The sequence below is a fragment of the Arthrobacter sp. LAR12-1-1.1 genome (genome assembly GCF_040676555.1).
Classification (GTDB): Bacteria; Actinomycetota; Actinomycetes; order Actinomycetales; family Micrococcaceae; genus Arthrobacter.
In genome coordinates, this window is sequence record NZ_JBEGIG010000011.1 from 1 (window position 1) to 18,012 (window position 18,012).

Genomic DNA, 18,012 nt, shown 5'->3' on the forward strand with positions numbered 1-18,012 from the left:
TTCAACGTATTCAAGCAATGGCGCGGGCTCGCCACCCGATACGACAAGCTCGCCCTCACGTACCGCGGCGCCGTCGTCCTTCGCGCGATCACCGTCTGGCTCAAAGTATTAGGAGACACGCCCTAGCCCGAAACGTTGAGGGACTGCGGCCCTGCACTCCGCTCGGAGTGATCTCTCTCTTAGAGAATGAGGGGGTCCAGCTGCAGGGCGCCAATGTGGTGGTCATCGGACGCTCAGACCTCGTCGGCAAACCGCTGGCACAACTCCTCCTGCAGAAGAACGCCACGGTGACCGTAGCGCACTCGAAGACTAAGGACTTGGCTGCCGCCACGCTCCAGGCGCAGGTGGTGATAGCTGCAGCCGGTGTTCTCCACCTGATCGGCGCCGAACACATTTCCGCCGGGGCCGTCGTCATCGACGTCGGCATCCACCGCACCGAGGACGGACTCACCGGTGACGTCGACTTCAGCGCAGCCAGCACGGTCGCGTCAAAAATCACCCCAGTCCCCGGCGGGGTAGGTCCGATGACCATCGCCGAACTCCTCCGCAACACACTCAAAGCAGCACAGCTCCAGAGCTGAACGGCGTCACGCTTCGACCCGGCTAGAAGCAGTGGCCACGATTCTAAATGTTGAGGCATGAGAAGCCCAGTCCCTACAACGTGTGCGTCATATGTGAGGGCCTTGCAGACAAATGGAGCCCATTTGTCCAGCAGATATTGGCATCACAATCCAGGCGAACTGCACAACGACCGCACGCCGAATGGACTGCAAGTGCCAACGCATTGCTTGCCTAGCTCCGCCGCTGTCCCCGCAGAGACGGCAGCAAAATAGCATGCTCGGTAATTTCGGTACTGCTGCACAAATAGGGGCGCATTCCGGGCCCAACGTGGTAGGCCCTCGCGGTCTCAAGAAGACTGCGTGTAAGCGTCTGAGCCATACGGGGATTACCCCCCGCAAGGGCCAAAGTCTCATGAAACGCTCGTCCTTGCTCCATTGCGCCTTCGGCATCCTGGCGGCGGCACAGCTTCACCTAAGGCCTTAGTTTTCCTGCACAGGACCCCCATGCGCTGCCAAAGGGGTTCGCCAGGTCAGACACCGCCGGCATGAGCTCCTAGGGGCAAGGTCACCGGTGACTCCAAAGAGCACCAGCGAGGACGGCAATCCGGTTCAAACGGCGATCCCACGGATCCCAAAGCGGATTAAGCCCTCGGCCGGACGGCATGGCAACGGATTGAAGCACGGCTGAACTACTACTCCTAGGTTCAGGCTGCGTTGCGTGCTGGCTCTCGAACGGATGCATGGCTAACGACCACGTGGTTCCGGAAGCAGGTACGCGCTCTTACCAGGCGGACCGCTCCCGAGATTCCCCGAACGGCACTTCTTCACTGAGCTCTAGGACGTACCGGCCTGAGTGATGGCGGGTGACCAAAATGCCGGCGGGCCGGCGGTTCAGAGCCACTTCGATGAGCGACGACTCAGCCTCGTTCAGTAACTGCTCGACAAGATTTGGGTTAGCAGTGGACACCTCGCGCCGCTCTTCCGAATACGCCAGGAGGGAAGGGCTTTGACCGTGTACCGCGGACCTGGTCGGAGTCGGGTTGGGAAGCAACGTCAGATCGGACATAGTGTGACGCCATCCCCGCGCAGGAACAGTCGGCGGTCAGCCGTACCGTTCTCAATCACCCAAATCAGATGCCCCCGGTCTCCGACCGCCTCTGCCCATCCGGCGTACTGGAGATCCTCCAGACACACCTTTACGCTGTCGCCTAGGCTCAGGTATTCCCATTGATGGATGGGCTGATGGGTGGGCCGAGGCTGAAGCGTGGCTCCAGCATTCATCGCATACCCGCTTTCTATCGGTCCGGTTCCTTGTGAGTGGACTGGATGCGGCGGCCGCACGTTTTGCACGGGCGGGCCGCCGCAGGTCATGGAAGAGAAACGTCAGATGATGGCGGCCTTCAGTTCTTTGGCGGCCAGGCTGGGATCCGCGGCTCCGTAGATTGAGCCGCCCGCTACGGCCACGTCCGCCCCTGCCTGCTGGACAGCGTTGATCGTCGAGAGGTTCACTCCTCCGGCTACTGAGAAGGGGACGCGCGCTTCTTCGCCGGCGGCCAGGAGCCCGTTAAGGTCATAGCCGGGCTGTGCCTGCTCATCAAGGCCAGCGTGGAATTCCACGAACTTGGCGCCAAGGGCACGAGCTTCCTTGGCGCGGGAGACTTTATTGGGTACCCCAATGAGGTCAACAACGATGCCTTTGCCGTGTGCCCGGGCGGCTTTCACGGCGCCGGCGATGGTCGAGTCGTCTGCACTGCCCAAGACAGATACCAGATCGGCGCCGGCTTTGAAGGCGATGTCGGCCTCCAATTCTCCGGCGTCCATTGTTTTCATGTCAGCGAAAACGATTTTGTCGGGGTGGGCATTTTTGATGGCGGTGACAGCGGAGAGACCTGCAGCCTTTATCAGGGGTGTTCCGAGTTCGATGATGTCCACGTACTCGGCTACCTTGGCGGCCAATTCGAGGGCGTCTTCGACGGTGAGGAGGTCCATTGCAACTTGGAGTTTCATGATCGGCTCTTTCTTTAGGAATTGTTAGGTTGAAGGAATTTAGGGGTGAGTGGTTGCTTAGTGTTTTCCGCTGCGTCGGTCGCCGCCGCCGTCGTCGTCGCCATTCTGGGTTCTACTATTCGAGATTGGCGTGCCGGGTCCAGAGCTGCTGGGCAGAAATGCTGGATTCCTCCCAGAGGGCTTGGAACACCGCTTCGGTGGCGAGGAAAAGCACCTGTTCGAAGAGGCTTCCGGAATATTGCCGGGAAGCATCCAATTGGTGGTCGGTTTTCTGCGGGGCCGGGATAACCACGAGCATGTCGGTTACTGCAGCTAGTGGGGAATCTATGTTGGCAGTGAACGCGGCCACCTTTGCACCGGCCTTTGCCGCAGTTTCTGCCGCCTTCACCACGCTTGAGGTCGTTCCGGATCCAGAGGCCACCACCAGCAGATCCTCTGCGCGGATCGCAGGAGTGGTGGTGTCCCCTGCGATGTGGACCGTGAGGCCAAGATGCATCAGCCGCATGGCGGCCATCCTGAGAACCAGGCCGCTGCGGCCTGCCCCGGCGACAAACACCCGGTTAACGGTGGTGAGATGGGCGGCCAGGAGAGCAAGTTCCTGTTCATTGATGCGGTCTGCCGTCTCTCCAACCTCGCCCCGGATCAGAGAGATGCTGTGCCCGATGGCGTCGGCCGTTTCTTGACTGGCAGGTGTTGCTAGTGGCGTGGTTCCCAATGTCTCTCCTTTGAGGGGTGAGCCGTATTCAGCGATCCGTGGAGTCGTCTGATGTTCTATCCTCGATACTTCCCGGCGCCCATCGCCCATTACGGCGGCCTGAACCTGTCGGAAGCCGGTAGCGGTGCCACTTAGGGTGAGGTCGTCTGCCGTTCAAGGGCAAACCGGGCATATTCTTCCAACAGCACGGGATCATCCACCGACCCTAGATCCGCGACCGTTTCCAGGCGCGCCCCTTGCAGAAGCCGCTTGACCGGAACCTCCAGCTTCTTTCCGGTGCGGGTATGCGGAATTCCAGGCATGAAGACAATCTCGTCTGGCAGGTATCGGACCGACAGGTTCTCACGGATGGATCTGGTGATCGCCTCTTGGGCCACGCCCGGCTTGGTGCCTCCGGCCAGGTGGACGAACAGCGGCATGTAGTAGTCAGTGCCCAGCTCCGCGCCGACAACCAGTGCCTCGGCGACTTCCGGCAGCGATTCAACCACCGCGTAGATATCTGCCGAACCGAGCCGGAGCCCGTTGCGGTTGAGGGTCGAGTCGGAACGGCCGTGGATGAGGATGCCCCAGTCCGTGAACTCGATGTAGTCCCCGTGCCGCCACACCCCCGGATACATGCCGAAGTAGCTCTCGTGGTAACGGCTGCCGTCATCCCCCCAGAAGCTCAGCGGCATCGAGGGCATTGACTTGGTTACCACCAGTTCACCCTTGCCCGTCGTGGGATTGCCGGCTTCATCCCACGACTCCACGCGCACTCCGAGGGCCGGAGCCTGGATGTAGCCGACACGGACCGGCAGTGTCGGGGATCCTCCTACGAAGATAGAGGCGATGTCGGTTCCACCGCTCATCGAACTCAACCAGATGTCACCCACATTGCCGTAGACCCAGCGGTAGCCGTCGGCCGAGAGCGGCGATCCGGTGACCTGAAGGGATTTCAGGGCACCCAGGTCGTGGTCGCGCATCGGCACCAGGGAGGCCTTCGAGCAGGAATGGACAAATCCCGCACCCACACCGAGGACCGCGACCTGCTCGGCCGCGGCAATTTGCCACACCCGGTCGATCGACGGGAAGGTGGGGTTTCCGTCGACGAGCACCGCCGTCGCCCCCACGCCCAGTGCGGAGACGAGTGCGTTCCACAGCACCCAGCTCGTCGAGGCCACATTGAGGTAGCGGTCCCCGGGCCGCAGGTCGGAGTGGATGAGGAGCATTTTCATTTCCTCAAGCAGCGCCCCGCCGTGGCCATGCACGATGCCCTTGGGAATGCCTGTTGTCCCGGAGGAGAACAGGACCCACAGGGGGTGGCTGAACTCGACGTCTTCGAAGGCGAGCTCCGCCGGTTCGGCCACGGCCTGTGCCCAGTCCACGGCGGGAACCCGGGTTGGGATACTCGGGACGGACGTGTGCCGCCCCACCCAGATGATGTGCTCGAGGGTGGGGAGTTGGGCGAAGATCTCCCCCAGCTCCGCCTGTCGGTCCCGGTCCTTCCCGCCGAGCCGGTAGCCGGGCGCGGCGATGACGACCTTTGGACCGAGCTGGGCGAACCTTGAAACGATCGCGCCGGGGCCGAACTCCGGGGCGCAGACGGACCAGATCGCGCCGATCGAGGCAGCGGCGAGCAGCCCGACGACGGCCTCAGCGACATTCGGAAGGATTCCGACGACCCGGTCCCCGTGGCTCACACCGCGGGCACGAAGGTGCGCGGCGAGGGAGGCCACCTCGCGCCTCAGCGCATCCCAGGTGACCTCCTCGCGTGTCCCGTCCTCGGCGATGCCGATAAGTGCGGTCCCCTCGTGGCCCTGCAGCAGGTGCCGGGCGAAATTAAGGGTGCGTCCCGGAAACCACCGCGTGTGCGGCATGGGGTCAGTGGTGCAGACCGGCCCTGCCGCCCCGCCGAACTCGACTCCCGCAAACCGGGCAAAGAGTTCCCAGAACTGTTCGGGCTCATCAACCGACCAATGCCACAGCTCCTCATAGCCAGCACCGATCTCGATGCCCTGGCCGCCCAGGAAGGCGGCGAAACGGGCGACGCCGGTCTCGGCGCTGTGTTCGAGGTCAGGTTCCCAGATCACCTCCCCGTCTGCAGCCTGGGCGTCGGTGATCATGCCCTCTCCAGCGTCTGCGAGGCTTCCTTGCGCCGCTCGGCAATCTGGGCCGCTGTGAGGGGCTCGGTCCCGATCAGCACGAAAAGGACGCGGGCCGTTGTCTCCGTGCGGTTGGACCACGCGTGGCTGGTGGCACGTTGCACTGCCACGTCGCCGGCGCGCATGGTCGCCTCACCTTCATCGACCAGCAGGGTGATTTCACCTTCAAGGACGACGGCGTAGTCCAGGGAGTCGGTGCGGTGGAACCAGAAGTGCCTGGAGCCGCTGTGCTCGGCTCCCGCTTCGGCTTCGTCGTGTCCGTCGAGCTCGCTGAAGATCACCGAACCCGCCTCGTCCGGATACGCGGAGTCCGGCGGAAAGTCGGCGATGCGCATGATCGTCTGGCCCGGGGCCGGGAAGCTGGGGATTTCCGCATCGGCGCTTGCCGGATCCGAGTCACTAACGTGGTCGATTATCCCAGCTTGGGTCAGCCAGGGCACGGTGGCACCGAATCCAGGGATCATGTCCGAGGACCAGTGGTTGGGTGCGGCCCCGTCCGAGAGGATGATGGCGCGTCCCTGGTCGTCGTGTCCGGTGACGATGCGGCGAACTGGGGGCCGGGTCATCACGCCACCCATTCTTCGTGCGGGTAGGTGCGGGGCTCGGGCCACCAGGGGGCCTTGTGGCGTTCGGTCGAAATCGGCGTGCGCAAAGTGCCCACGCCTTCCAATTCCAACTCGATGACGTCGCCGGGGTTCAGAAACTTCCCGATTTCGACGCCGGCGCCGAAGCCCATTGTGCCGGAACCGATGATGTCCCCGGGCTGCAGGCGGTCGGAGATGGAGACGTAGGCCAGCAGTTCTGCGGGGGTGTAGACGAAGTCCTCGACCTTGGTGTCGGAGAGGACTTCCCCGTTGACACGGACTTGGCCGCGCAACCCCTCGATCGACGTGATTTCATCCATCGTGGTGACCCAGGGGCCGATGCCGTAGCCGAAGTCCTTGCACTTTTGCGGGCCCATGCCGATGGCCATTTCGGCGCCCTGGATATCGCGTGCGCTGAAGTCGTTGAAGATGGTGATGCCAAAGAGGTGGTCCAGCGCCGTGTCCGGGGTCAGGTCGCTGCCGGACTTGCCTACCACGTACCCGACCTCAAGTTCCCAGTCCAGGGCCTCGGTGAAGTCGGGATAGGGCAGCTCCTGGTTGTGTCCGTAGGACATGGCAGTGGTGCCCTTGAAATAGCCCGGACGATCGTAGATCGAGCGTGCCGGCTGGGCCTTGGCAACAATGCGGTGGAAGTTCTGGATGTGCTTCTCGAACGTCAGCCCGTCGCGTATGACCGGGGAGTCGACAGCCGCGCGCCATGAGACCTCGTCGATGCCGTACGAAGCATCATCAGCAGCAGCAAGCGCCTCGTGGGCCGCATCCATGAAGATCGCACCTCCGCCGATTCCTGCAGCCAGGCTCCCGGGGAGAATGGCCAGGGCGAGCGCCCGAGCCCGGTCAGGATCGGCCGCCTTGCGCTGAAGCGTCAGGGCATAAGCGCGGGCGAGATCAATGACCCGGCCCTGGTCTGGCTGGGCTGCGACGAGTCGAATCTGTTCGCCGTCGGGCGTGGGCACTGCTATACGTCCCAGTTTCATGGTGCTCCTTTGAATGAATAATACGATACGTACAGTATCGTATTGCGTTAGTGGAGTTGCAATAGGCAACTACGTGGGGGTGAAGCTCAGCTACCGATAGTGGCGGACCTAGTGGCCCTCAGGAGAGGTCCCGCGTCGCAGAGTTCCTCCAGGCCGATGTCGGGCGGAAGCATGCCCAGGCTTCGACGAATCTCCGTCAGTAGCTCCAGGCCGTGGTGATCAACGGTGAGCGTGCAGGCGCGTGTGCCCCAGGCCGTCGCGGCCGCCGCTTGGTAACCGCGCCGTTCAAGGAACTCGATGCCCTGCGCCTCGGCCATCGACGCTCCGGCCTCCACCCCCCGCACCAGTGCTCGCAGGTAGTCTTCCAGCTCCGCGGAACCAAGAAGATCGGCGCGGGCCACCAAGCCCTGGCCCGGCAGTCCGGGCAGCAGGGCGTTGACATCTGCAAGGGCCCGGAACCCGGCCCGCTCAGCATGCTTGTCGAAGGGGGGCCCGAGCAGGGTCGCGTCCACGCGCCCCTCGACCAGCGCCTCCAGGCGTTCACGCACGCCACCCACCAGCACGTAGTCGACCTCGACGCCGGCGTCCCGCAACAGGCGTTTGGCGATCAGCGCGAAACCGTTGTCGGGCGCGTCCACCGCGAACCGGCAACCGGCCAGGTCCGCGATGGATTCCACGTCACCGCCTGCATGGATGCCCAGCGGCGTGGTCGCCTCGACTTGGGCCACCAGGCGCAGGTCGGCCCCAGCCCGGGTCCATTCGAACAGGTTGTCAATTGCTGTGACCACCATGTCCTGTTCCGCGGCGAGCAGGGCACGCAACTGCTCCGCGCTCGAGGTGGTTCGGCTTGGCACCACATCCACTGAGCGCAGGAATCCCAGCTCGTCCGCCAGCAGATAGGAAACCGGCGGCACGAAGTGGCTTTGGCGCAGGCTCATGAGGAGGCCCCGCCGGCCGCGGCGACCGCGTCCGGGCGATCCACATACCAGGGAGGCAACTGCCCGCTGGGCCCACGGACCGTTGAACGCTGGATGCCGAGACCAGAGATTTCCGCCTCCATCACGTCGCCGTCCCTCAGGAAACGGCCCCAATGCGAACCGTTGCCCGCCGGCGAACCGGTGATGAGGACATCCCCTGGCAGCAGCACGGCCACCGAGGAGGCGTAGGCGATCAGGCTCGGGATGTCGAAGAGCAGGTCATCGGCCAAGGCATCCTGCATCAGCGTGCCGTTGAGGCTCAAGCGGATCCGGAGCTTCGCCGGATCCGGGACGAACCGCTTCGGCACCACGTAGGGGCCGGTGGGAAAGAACGTCGGCTGGTTCTTCGCCCGGAACCAGTCGGTGCCCATCATCGCGATGTCGTTGCGCGGTACGAGCGTGCGCGCCGTGATGTCGTTGACGATCGTATACCCGGCCACGTAGTCGAAAGCGTCTTCGGCCGCGACCCGGTGCGCCCTGCGGCCGATTACCACGCCAAGCTCCAGTTCCCAGTCGACGTTTCCGCCGACATCCGGCAACTTCACGTCATCGTAGGCGCCGCAGACCGCCGAGGGGATCCCGGTCCAGACGTAGGGGTCGCCCGTCCGGCCGCGCTCGTCGATTTCGGCTGCGGCGTCGGCGGCCAGTTGCGCCGCATCGGCGCCTTCCTTGCCGAGCTTGTGGGCCACACTCATCTGCAGGACGTGCTCACGGTAGTTCGCCCCCGCGGCGATGATGGTGCCCACCGGCTGCACCGGCGGCAGCACCCGCAGCCCGTCGAGCGGGCGTGCGCCCGCTGCGGCCGGATCGATGGCCTCGAGGGCGTCCAGGTGCGCATCCCAGTCAGCGAACAGGTCCCCGATCCGCCCGATTCCCGGCACCACTGTGCGCAGGTCAACGACGTCGTCGCCGAAGACCACACCGGGAAACTCCTCCCCGCCGTCCTCGAAAGTGCCCAGCATGAATCCGTTCACGCGTGCCTCTTCCATGAATCCTCCATTAGTCATTGTCTGCTGCCGCTATACCGGTGGGGCCACGTACAGGCCCTTGTCGCGGTCGTTGAACATTTCGCGGGCGATAAATTCGTCCATGTCGCCGCCGGTTCCCCATTGGTCGGAGGTCTCGGGGTCGCGCGTGTCAAAGATGCTTGGATGCCACGTATCCTCATCCACCGAATCCAGCTCGGTGGTGTATTCCATGGTGTTCCCGTTGGGATCGTGGAAGTAGGTGAAGGTGTTGTCCCCGGCCTTGTGGCGGCCAGGGCCCCAGATTTTCTTGAACCCGGACCGCAGCAGCTTGCCGCTGCCGCGCATGTACTCGTCGATGCCGCGCAGCTCGAAGGACGCGTGCTGCAGCGAGGCATGCGGACCGCGGGAGATCGCTATGGAGTGGTGTTGTGCATTGCAGCGCATGAAGTAGAAGAGGTCGCCCATGTGCGGGTGGTTCAGGGTGTCGGAGAGACGGAAGCCCAGATGCTGTTCATACCAGGCGCGCATCTTTTCCGGTTCCGGGGAGTTGAGCACCACGTGGGAGAGCCGCACCGGGATCGCCTCGCGTTCCTCGATCTTGCGGTGCTTGCGCACCTCAACATCGGAGGAGACCTCGATGGTGCGTCCCTCCAGGTCGAAGAAGCGGAAACCGTATCCCCCACCGAGGGTCTTGACGTCATCGGGTTCGCCAATGAGCTTCACGCCCTTCGCAATGAGGTCCGAGGCGAGCTGGTCCACCGAGGCCTTGTCCGCCGCGCCGAACGCGACCATGTCAAGGCGCTTCTCCTCGGCCTCGCGCACGCGGACCGAATACTGTTCCGGGGAGCCCTCGGCGGCGAAGTAGGTCACGCCGCCGTCGTTCTCCATTTCGGTGAGCCCCCAGTGGTTCTTGTAGAACTCAACCTGCTTTTGATAGTCGGGCACCGCGATGTCGAAGTGCCTCAGGTGTGTGATCGGGCTGAATGCCATGCTGGTCTCCTGTGTTCTGTCCGTTTGACGCGGATGTGGGTTTAGATGCGTGCCGGCACGTTGCGGCCGGCCTGCGGAATGCTGCGGATGAGGCGCTCCAGGGCCTCGGGGGTGTCGCCGAGGCCCAGGATGTAGCGGTCCGGGCGAACGACGACCGCCTGGGCGCCGGCGGCGGCAAGGATCTGGCCGACCTTGGCCGGATCGAACAAGACCACGACGTCGGCATGTTCCTCAAGTAGTTCCCGCAGCGGGGCCGGGACCGCGGCATAGAGCTCGCGGGTTGTTGCCACCAGGAAACGGCTTCCCACCATGTCATCCAAGCGCACCCCGTCGGCGAGGATCGGCTGCATGCCGAGCCGGCCGGCGCGTTCGTCGGTGCCGCCGCCGTGCAGGCCTGGACCCAGCGCAGGGGCGACCGGTGCCGATGCCGCGGGGTTTGCGCGGATGAAGGCGTCACGCTGCTTCGCGGTGCCGGCGTCGGTGGTTTGCAGGAAGCCCGCGGCACGGGTTGCCTGCTCGACCCAGAACCGTGCGTGGGGCTTCCGTTCACTCTCGTAGGTGTCAAGGAGGTTCTCGTCGGCCGCACCGCGCTTGACGGCATCGAGCTTCCACACCAGGTTGGCCACATCGCGCATTCCGGCGCATAGGCCCTGACCAAACAGCGGCGGAGCCTGGTGGGCGGCGTCCCCGGCCAGGAAGATGTTCCCGGCGCGCCACTGCTGCGCGATGCGGCCCCGGAACGTATATATCGCCAGCCGGTCCGCAGTGAACTTGTCTGCCGGCAGCACGCCGTGGCTGATCCGTTCAACGCCCGCGGGAGTCGCAATTTCCTCGGGGTCGTCCCCCGGCATCAACATGAACTCCATCCGCACCCGCTTGCCGGGGAGGCGGATCCACAGGGCGGGCCTTGTGTGATGACCCAGGAAGATCATGTCGGAAGACAGGCCCGGGCCTTCTTCCAGGATCCCGTCCGCGACAAGCCACTGTGCATCCTCGCCCAGCTGCTCGCACTCGATGCCCAGCGCCTGGCGGGTCTGCGAGCGCGCCCCGTCCGCCGCGATGGCCCAGCGGGCGCGGATGACGGAATCCGCGCCGTCCGCGTCACGCACCGCCACCTCGACGCCCTGCCCGACATTGCGCACCGAGAGCACGGTGAGGCCGCGGCGGAGCTCGACGCCGGGAAGCTCCTGGACGACCTCCTGAAGCAGGACTTCGATGTCCGGCTGGTGGAAGGTGAGGTCATCGTGCCAACCCTGGGTACCGAGCTGACCGGTTGGCACGGACACCAGGACTTCGCGCTCCTCGTTCTCGATGTGAAACGAGGCCATTGGCAACGTGGCCTCGGCAAAGCGCTGGGCCACTCCCAGCGACTGGAGCGTGCGGAAGGTCTCGCCGTCGAAGTGCACGGCACGCGCGGTGGGCCAAGCCTGGACCTCGCGTTCCACGCCGACTGCGCTCAGGCCGGCGCGGCCCAGCAACGCCAGTGCCGTGACCCCCACGGGTCCTCCCCCGACCACCACCACGTCAACATTGACGAAGTTTGCCATCTTACTCCTTCGTATTCAGTACGTATCGTTTCGAATAAAATGTAACACCCATCACTCGACCGCACAAGGGCACGGGTGGGCTTGAATGCGCGTCTAGCCTTGCGACTCAGGCCTTCCAGACGGTCTTGAGGTTGCAGAACTCCCGGATGCCGTCCGCGGCGAGCTCACGCCCGAACCCGGAGCGCTTGATCCCGCCGAACGGAAGCTCCTGGTGCGAGACGGTCATGCCGTTGACGAACACCGCGCCGGCGTCGAGATTGGCCGTGAACCATTCCTCCTCGTGGGCGTCGGCGGTCCACACCGCGCTGGAAAGCCCGAAGGTGGTCTGATTGGCGATCCGCAGGGCGTCCTCGCGGTCCTGGGCACGGTAGAGCGATGCGACGGGCCCAAAGGTCTCCTCCTGGATGATCCGCATCTCTTCGCTGAGTCCGGCGAGCACTGTGGGGGCATAGAAGAAGCCGGGGCCCTCGGGAACTACCCCGCCGGTCAGCACCTGGGCACCCAGGGCGCGGGCGTCCTCAACGAGCCCGGCCAGTTCGTCGCGTCCGGCGCGGGTGGCCAAGGGCCCCACCTGAGTCGCGGGATCCAGCGGGTCCCCGACTTTAAGCTCCGACATCAGCTTCACGAATTCGGCGGCGAACGCGTCATAGACCTCGGTGTGCACGATGAACCGTTTGCCGGCGATGCAGGACTGGCCATTGTTGCTGATCCGTGCACGCACGGCGGTCGCCGCCGCCGCGGAGACGTCCGCCGATGGCATGACAATGAAAGGGTCCGACCCGCCCAATTCCAGCACGGACTTCTTCACGTGGTCCCCGGCAATGGAGGCGACCGAGCGCCCCGCCGGCTCGGAACCCGTCAGGGTCACCGCTTTGACCCTCGGATCTGCCAGGACGCCGGCCACCTCGGAGCCGCCGATCAGCAGGGTGCGGAAGGAGCCGCGCGGGAACCCTGCCCGCTCAAAGAGTGTGTCGAGGAAGAGTGCGGCCTGGGGTACGTTCGAGGCATGCTTGAGCAGGCCGGAGTTGCCAGCCATAAGCGCCGGGGCCGCAAATCGGATGACTTGCCAGAGCGGGTAGTTCCAGGGCATGACCGCCAGGACCGTCCCCAACGGCTCGTAACGGGTCCACGCGCGGCTCGCGCCGACCGACGACGGGTCCTTCAGCGGAACATCCGCCAGGAATTCCTCGGCATTCGCGGCGTAGAAACGCATGGCCTTGGCGCACTTGTGCACCTCGGCGATCGATTGCGCAATCGGCTTGCCCATCTCGACGGTGATTAGCTCGCCCAAGCCCTCGGCCTGGTCCTCCAGGATGTCCGCCGCGGCGAGCATCCACTGCGTACGCTGGGCGAACGTACTGCCGCGCAGCAGGCGTGCCGCCTCGGCGGCTTTCGCGATGCGATCCTGGACTTCCTCGGCCGAGTGCGGCTCAATGATCATTTCGGTCGAACCGGTGGTTGGGTTGACGGTTGCGATTGCCATGGTTGGGATCCTTTCCTGGAGACGTGTTCTCTGTCACGACTATATAGGATACGATTCGTATCGGATACTATTTGGGTCTACTTAGTAAATCCACCCACACCCGCAGCCTGTGGACCGGCTGCCCGACATCCAAGGAGTGCCCCCGTGAGCACCAATGGCGAGTTACCAAACAGCCTTCCGCTCTTTCTCACCGACGCCGACGTCGCCAGCCTTTCGGACTGGGCCGGGGCGATCGAAGCCGTCCGCACCGCCTACAAGGCCCCCGGCGACGAGGCCGGAACCCCGGGCCGGATCTTCGCCCAGACACCTCGGAAATGGTTGCGGATCATGCCCTCGGTACCGCCCAGCGGCCAACTTTTCGGCTCAAAGTCAATCGCCGGGTCCTTCGCGGACGGCCTGCGCGTCAGCTACTTGATTTCACTCTTCGACAAGGACACCGCAGATTTGGTGGCGCTGGTTGACGGAAACCGCGTCACCGGCCTGCGCACCGCCGCGACCACTGCGGTGGGCACCTCCACGATCGTGCCGCAGCGGCCGCTGATCGTCGGTGTGATCGGTTCCGGCTTTGAGGCGCGTTCCCACCTGACAGCCTTTTCCCACCTGTTGGAGTTCGCCGACATCCGTGTGTTCAGTCCGACCCCTGCCAACCGCGAGGTCTTTGCACGCGAGTTCGACGGCGCGTTCGGCGCACCCGCACGAGCTGTCGACTCGGCCCAGGAGGCCGCAGAAGGCGCGGATCTCATCCTGTGCGCTGCACGCTCTCGCGATGAATCCCCGACGCTGCTGCCCGAATGGGTCGGCCCGAACGCCGCGGTGGTCTCGATCGGTTCAACCACCCCCGCCCAGCGCGAACTGCCCGCGGAGCTGATCGCCCGCGCCGCGGTGGTCGTGGTGGACGCCCGTGACGAGGTTGTTCACGGAAGCGGGGACATGATTGCGGCCCGGGCACATGGCGTCGATGTCGATTCGCTCGTCGTCACCCTCAATGACGTCCTGACCGGTGAAACCAAGATCGACGCAGAGCAAGGGATCCGGATCTACAAGTCAACAGGGTCCGGCCTGCAGGACATCGTGGTTGCCGAGATGCTCGTGGACCGCGCCCGTGCCGAGGGCATCGGCACTGTCCTGCCCGTCGGCATCGTCACCAGCCGCAAATAGGCCCCTCACAGACAAAAGGAGAACAACATGGTGGACTACACCAAATCCGAAGCCCGCTCCTGGGCCCGGGAGAACTTCGTCGGCACCGTCGCGGTGACGCACCCATCCTTCACCCCGGACTTCTCTGGCATCAACGAAAATGCGATCCGCCACGACATCCTCCTGCTCAAGGAACGTGGCTATAAGGGTTCCCTGCTGATCGCCGAAGCCAATGTCACCCCGGAGGAGAACGCCCGGATCACGGCCATCGCCCGCGAAGCAGCCGGCCCGGACTTCGCACTCTTCTTCCACGCCATCTTCGGCACCCTGGAGGAGAACATCCACGCGGCAAACCTGGCTACCAAGGCCGGCGCCGACCGAGCGCTGCTGGCCTACCCCTCTTCGTTCTGGCCGACCTCCTACGACGAGGTCTTCGACTACACCAAGCGGTTCACCGACGAAACCGATCTGGCCACCATGCTCTTCCCCCTGCCGGCCTGGGGCTTCGAGCGAATCCACCCTGCAGGCATGAGCGTTGACTTCGTGCGCCGCGTCCTTGACGCGATGCCGAGCATCGTTGCCATCAAGGCCGAACAGGGCTACCCGGGCATCCCCGGAGTCATGGAGATGTACCACCATTTCCGCGATGAAGTCGTGATCTCCTGCCCCATCGAGGCGGAAATAATCCCCCTCATGTCGGTCTTGGACGTCCAGTTCTCCGGCACCGCGAACACGAACTGGATGGGCGACTACTACCCCAAGGCCTTCGAACTGGCGCGCACCGGCAAGTGGGAAGAAGCCATGAAGCGCTACTGGGAGGTCCAGCCGGCCCGGGCCGCCAATATGGCTGTATCGTCCACTTCCACACCGGGCACCAGCTCCATCAACCGCACCCAGTGGAAGTACCAAGAGTGGCTCTCCGGCTTCAACGGCGGCGCCCTGCGCCCGCCAGCAGTCAGACTTCCCGACCGCTTCATGAAGCAGCTGCGCGCAAGCCTGGAAGCCTCGGGACTGCCCGTCACCGATTCCCCGGACTCTGAATTCTTGCGCGGACGCGTCAGCGCCTAAGCCTTGCCCGGCCGCGTGCCGGCATTGCAAAGCCCCTTGGACCACTGAACCGGCTGGCTGGTTCGTTGGTCCAAGGGGCTTCTTTGCGTGTGACCGAAAGTGCCGGACACAACGCGGCACCCGAACCGAGGGTTGACGCCACGACGGCGGCTTGTCGAAGCGGCTGCGCTCGTCGATAGTTGGGATATTCCCTGCACCAGCGCGCTACAGCTTCGTAGACGACCCTTCGCGGACCAACCGGAAGCCGCCGTGAACAACTGGCTCGCCGACTATGAAATCGGAAGCTGCAAAACGGGCGTTTCCCGCCCGCCATCTGCCCTCCCCCCGGGCATTCGAGCCATTCCCCGTGTTCGCGATGAAGCCCACCCACGGGCAAAGGCTCCTTCAAAGGTGGGGGTCGAAGCAACATCCACCTGCGAAGGGCCCTCGGTTCCGTTTCTGGAACGGCTCGGTCAGCTCATCGATGCAAGCCTTTGCGTATCCGGGGTGGCCTCCCGCGCCAATCCGCCGTCCCCAGCCAAACAGGCGATCGATGGAAACCGGTCCCGGACCTGTCACCAGGAGAACGAACAACCCCGCGACCAACGCAACAGGTACCTGCATGCCGCCGCCTTCCGCGGGCGCGAACCCCCTATTGATTTCGACCATGAAGATCGCGAGGAGCATGCATACCACTAGCGGAATTACCACCGGCATGGTGAGGAAACCAAACGCGATGAAGCTCCCGCCGACGAACATCAGAAGCGTCACGTACGAACCGATCAGAAGAGGGAATGGAAGTCCTCACGCGCCCTCTACAATCGCGGCGAACTTCGCCGGCGCGAACTGGAGTTCGTGGGCAATCAGCGTTGCACTGATCGCGATTCGCAGGAGCAAAGGGACGAAGGGTTCGAGGCGTCGCAATGGCGCCGAAGTGCAAGAAACATTGTTAAAGCTCCCCAGTAAGTTTGCAGGGCCGAACGTTTTGTCATTGCATGGAGAGCAGGGCGGTACGTCTGGTATCGATTGCCAGGGAATATTCAGGGCCAACGGCTCGGTCCTGACCGATGCGACTCGACGGCGTGTCACCGCTCGCTTTGTTTTACACGCCGGCAGCCAGTTCCGGCGTGTGCCTGTGTTGTACGGGGCAGCAGCCGCATGTTCTTCTGAGGCCGTATGCCCTGCGTCCCCGCTTCCGGGCCGGTAACCATGTTTCGCGGTGCAAACAACTGCACGCTTCGTCCCACGGTGGATGTCGATTCGACGTCCACCGTGGGACAAAGTATTCGGTTCCGCATCGAGCCTGGTGATGAGCGTGTTCCCGCATTGGCATCAGGCGCCGGGATGATCCGAGGGACGCAATGCATCGCTCACCGGTGCGCCGTTCGTCCCGGCACTCGACGATGCGTGGCTACGGACAGCCATAACCAGGGAAGTCATCAGTCCATGGCGGCCGCGCGTTCGGGGGTTCCTTCCGCCGGCGCGGGGCCAGTTGGACCGACCTCCGCTTGTTCAGACACCGGGGTCCGCCGTGACTGCGCACGAAGCCCCGTCAAGGAACCAAGAAGCACGCCGATTGGCAACAGTAGGACCAGGAACAGACCCGAGAGCCCCATTCCGGCGGCGATGAGCGTGCCGCCGGCAACACCGCCGGCAGCCGCTCCCAAACGTCCGCCGAATTCCGCCACGCCTATTCCCGCACCCCGCATGCCGGCCGGGTAGGCCATGGCTGCCAGGACGCTCCGCGTGGGGCCGAAGGCGCTCGGCAAAATGAATCCGGCGATCCCCAATACGACCAGCAGGGAACCGAACCCCGGATCGGGCAGCAGATAAACCACGATGGACATCACCGCAGCCAATCCGAGGACAATCCCGATGATCAGGAAGCGTGACAACCGGGCCAGAATGGCTCCCAGCACCACCCCTCCCACGACACTGGCCAATCCATAGACCCCGACGATGGTGCTGCTCTGCACGGTGTCGAGCCCCGGTTTGGGCAGCTGCAGCAAGGTTGGCATGTATTGGGCGATCAGCAATTGGGTGCCCAGGGAGAAGAAGCCGAAAAGCCACAGCAGGAGGGTCTTAGGGGCCAGTGGACGGGACAGGACGGTCCGCACCGACACCGCGGACCCCGCAAGTGACGGCCGAACCCTCAAACCCGGATCAAATGTTTCAGCACCACGTCCGTCCGTCGACGCTGCACCGTCCACCCGGCGCTTGGCCAAGAGGAACGCGGGAGATTCGGGAACGACGGCGGCAAGCACAGCGATCACTGCCAAGGGGATCAAGCCTGCCACCACGAGCAGCAGGCGCCACCCCGAGGTGGGTATCAAGGCGCCGGCGAGAACCGCACCTAACGTTGTCCCCAAACCCACTCCGGCGTAGGCCGTCGCGATCAATGCCGCGCGCCGCCGTTCGGGAATCAGGTCTGCCAGCAGGGCGTTCCCTGATGCCATGGCAGCGCCCATCCCCAGGCAGGCCAGGATTCGCCAGCCGGCGAATGCCGTGAAGTCGCCAGATGTTCCGCCCAGGGCGGTGGCCCCGCCGAAGACAACCACGCTGCCGATGAGCACTGTCTTGCGTCCCCACCTGTCGGCCATGCCGCCGGCGACAACGGCACCAAGGCCCATGGCCAGGAAACCCACAGCGACCACGAACGCGATGCCGCCCCCGACGGAGACGCCCCAGCTCTTGATGAGCGTCGGAAAGACATGGGCGACGATCGTGACGTCCATACCATCGGAGAGCAGAACGAGCGTGATCAGGCTGAAGTAGAGCCAGTGCCTCGGAGTCAGGCTTTCGGGGCTCGCGTTGTCGGCAGACCGCGCGGTGGACCCACTTCTCGTGTTCAAGGATCG

The 18,012-nt window shown here is 64.2% G+C and carries 15 protein-coding genes and 1 pseudogene; 4 read left to right on the forward strand and 12 right to left on the reverse strand.

What is annotated here, in order from left to right; genetic code table 11:
- Both MRBLAR12_RS07785 and MRBLAR12_RS07790 read left to right on the forward strand, forming a co-directional pair.
- Window positions 1-126, forward strand: a pseudogene (locus MRBLAR12_RS07785) (IS5/IS1182 family transposase); the annotation flags it as partial.
- A gap of 41 nt (window positions 127-167) precedes the next feature.
- The gene (locus tag MRBLAR12_RS07790) at window positions 168-581 is read left to right on the forward strand and encodes a hypothetical protein (protein WP_364744915.1); all 414 of its coding nucleotides are present in this window, start codon (window positions 168-170) and stop codon (window positions 579-581) included.
- A 1,362-nt stretch (window positions 582-1,943) separates the two neighbouring features.
- Here the strand turns inward: MRBLAR12_RS07790 and hxlA are convergent.
- From hxlA to MRBLAR12_RS07840, 10 genes are all read right to left on the reverse strand, one after another.
- The gene (gene hxlA, locus MRBLAR12_RS07795) at window positions 1,944-2,567 is read right to left on the reverse strand and encodes a 3-hexulose-6-phosphate synthase (RefSeq protein ID WP_229994189.1); all 624 of its coding nucleotides are present in this window, start codon (window positions 2,565-2,567) and stop codon (window positions 1,944-1,946) included.
- Window positions 2,568-2,682: 115 nt separating this feature from the next.
- Entirely contained in the window at window positions 2,683-3,372 is a 690-nt protein-coding gene (gene hxlB, locus MRBLAR12_RS07800; RefSeq protein WP_229994190.1) for a 6-phospho-3-hexuloisomerase, read from the reverse strand.
- Window positions 3,373-3,413: 41 nt separating this feature from the next.
- Window positions 3,414-5,384, reverse strand: coding sequence for an acetoacetate--CoA ligase (locus MRBLAR12_RS07805; RefSeq protein ID WP_364744920.1), 1,971 nt, complete (start codon window positions 5,382-5,384; stop codon window positions 3,414-3,416).
- A complete protein-coding gene (locus MRBLAR12_RS07810; protein WP_229994192.1) occupies window positions 5,381-5,989 on the reverse strand; it encodes a cupin domain-containing protein in 609 nt (202 codons plus the stop codon). Before MRBLAR12_RS07810 ends, MRBLAR12_RS07805 begins: the two co-directional genes overlap by 4 nt.
- Entirely contained in the window at window positions 5,989-7,005 is a 1,017-nt protein-coding gene (locus MRBLAR12_RS07815; protein WP_229994193.1) for a fumarylacetoacetate hydrolase family protein, read from the reverse strand. The genes MRBLAR12_RS07810 and MRBLAR12_RS07815 overlap by 1 nt, the downstream gene beginning before the upstream one ends.
- An 86-nt stretch (window positions 7,006-7,091) precedes the next feature.
- On the reverse strand, window positions 7,092-7,943 hold the full coding sequence (locus MRBLAR12_RS07820) for an ABC transporter substrate-binding protein (RefSeq protein WP_310060594.1): 852 nt from the start codon (window positions 7,941-7,943) through the stop codon (window positions 7,092-7,094).
- On the reverse strand, window positions 7,940-8,971 hold the full coding sequence (locus tag MRBLAR12_RS07825) for a fumarylacetoacetate hydrolase family protein (RefSeq protein ID WP_364744924.1): 1,032 nt from the start codon (window positions 8,969-8,971) through the stop codon (window positions 7,940-7,942). Before MRBLAR12_RS07825 ends, MRBLAR12_RS07820 begins: the two co-directional genes overlap by 4 nt.
- A 30-nt stretch (window positions 8,972-9,001) precedes the next feature.
- A complete protein-coding gene (locus MRBLAR12_RS07830; protein WP_364744927.1) occupies window positions 9,002-9,940 on the reverse strand; it encodes a VOC family protein in 939 nt (312 codons plus the stop codon).
- Between the two features lie 41 nt (window positions 9,941-9,981).
- On the reverse strand, window positions 9,982-11,487 hold the full coding sequence (locus MRBLAR12_RS07835) for a bifunctional 3-(3-hydroxy-phenyl)propionate/3-hydroxycinnamic acid hydroxylase (RefSeq protein WP_364744929.1): 1,506 nt from the start codon (window positions 11,485-11,487) through the stop codon (window positions 9,982-9,984).
- Window positions 11,488-11,593: 106 nt separating this feature from the next.
- Complete coding sequence (locus MRBLAR12_RS07840) at window positions 11,594-12,970, reverse strand: aldehyde dehydrogenase family protein (protein WP_364744932.1); 1,377 nt, start codon at window positions 12,968-12,970, stop codon at window positions 11,594-11,596.
- A gap of 144 nt (window positions 12,971-13,114) precedes the next feature.
- On the opposite strand from MRBLAR12_RS07840, the gene MRBLAR12_RS07845 reads away from it, so the two are divergent.
- Complete coding sequence (locus MRBLAR12_RS07845; protein ID WP_229994199.1) at window positions 13,115-14,128, forward strand: ornithine cyclodeaminase family protein; 1,014 nt, start codon at window positions 13,115-13,117, stop codon at window positions 14,126-14,128.
- 27 nt (window positions 14,129-14,155) lie between these two features.
- Window positions 14,156-15,175 carry a dihydrodipicolinate synthase family protein gene (locus tag MRBLAR12_RS07850; RefSeq protein WP_229994200.1) on the forward strand — a complete coding sequence of 340 codons (1,020 nt, stop codon included), beginning with the start codon at window positions 14,156-14,158 and terminating at the stop codon, window positions 15,173-15,175.
- 384 nt (window positions 15,176-15,559) lie between these two features.
- On the opposite strand, the gene MRBLAR12_RS07855 is transcribed toward MRBLAR12_RS07850, so the two are convergent.
- Window positions 15,560-15,925 carry a DoxX family protein gene (locus MRBLAR12_RS07855; protein ID WP_229994201.1) on the reverse strand — a complete coding sequence of 122 codons (366 nt, stop codon included), beginning with the start codon at window positions 15,923-15,925 and terminating at the stop codon, window positions 15,560-15,562.
- Between the two features lie 668 nt (window positions 15,926-16,593).
- On the reverse strand, window positions 16,594-18,006 hold the full coding sequence (locus MRBLAR12_RS07860) for an MFS transporter (protein ID WP_364744937.1): 1,413 nt from the start codon (window positions 18,004-18,006) through the stop codon (window positions 16,594-16,596).
- Between the last annotated feature and the right edge of the window lie 6 nt (window positions 18,007-18,012).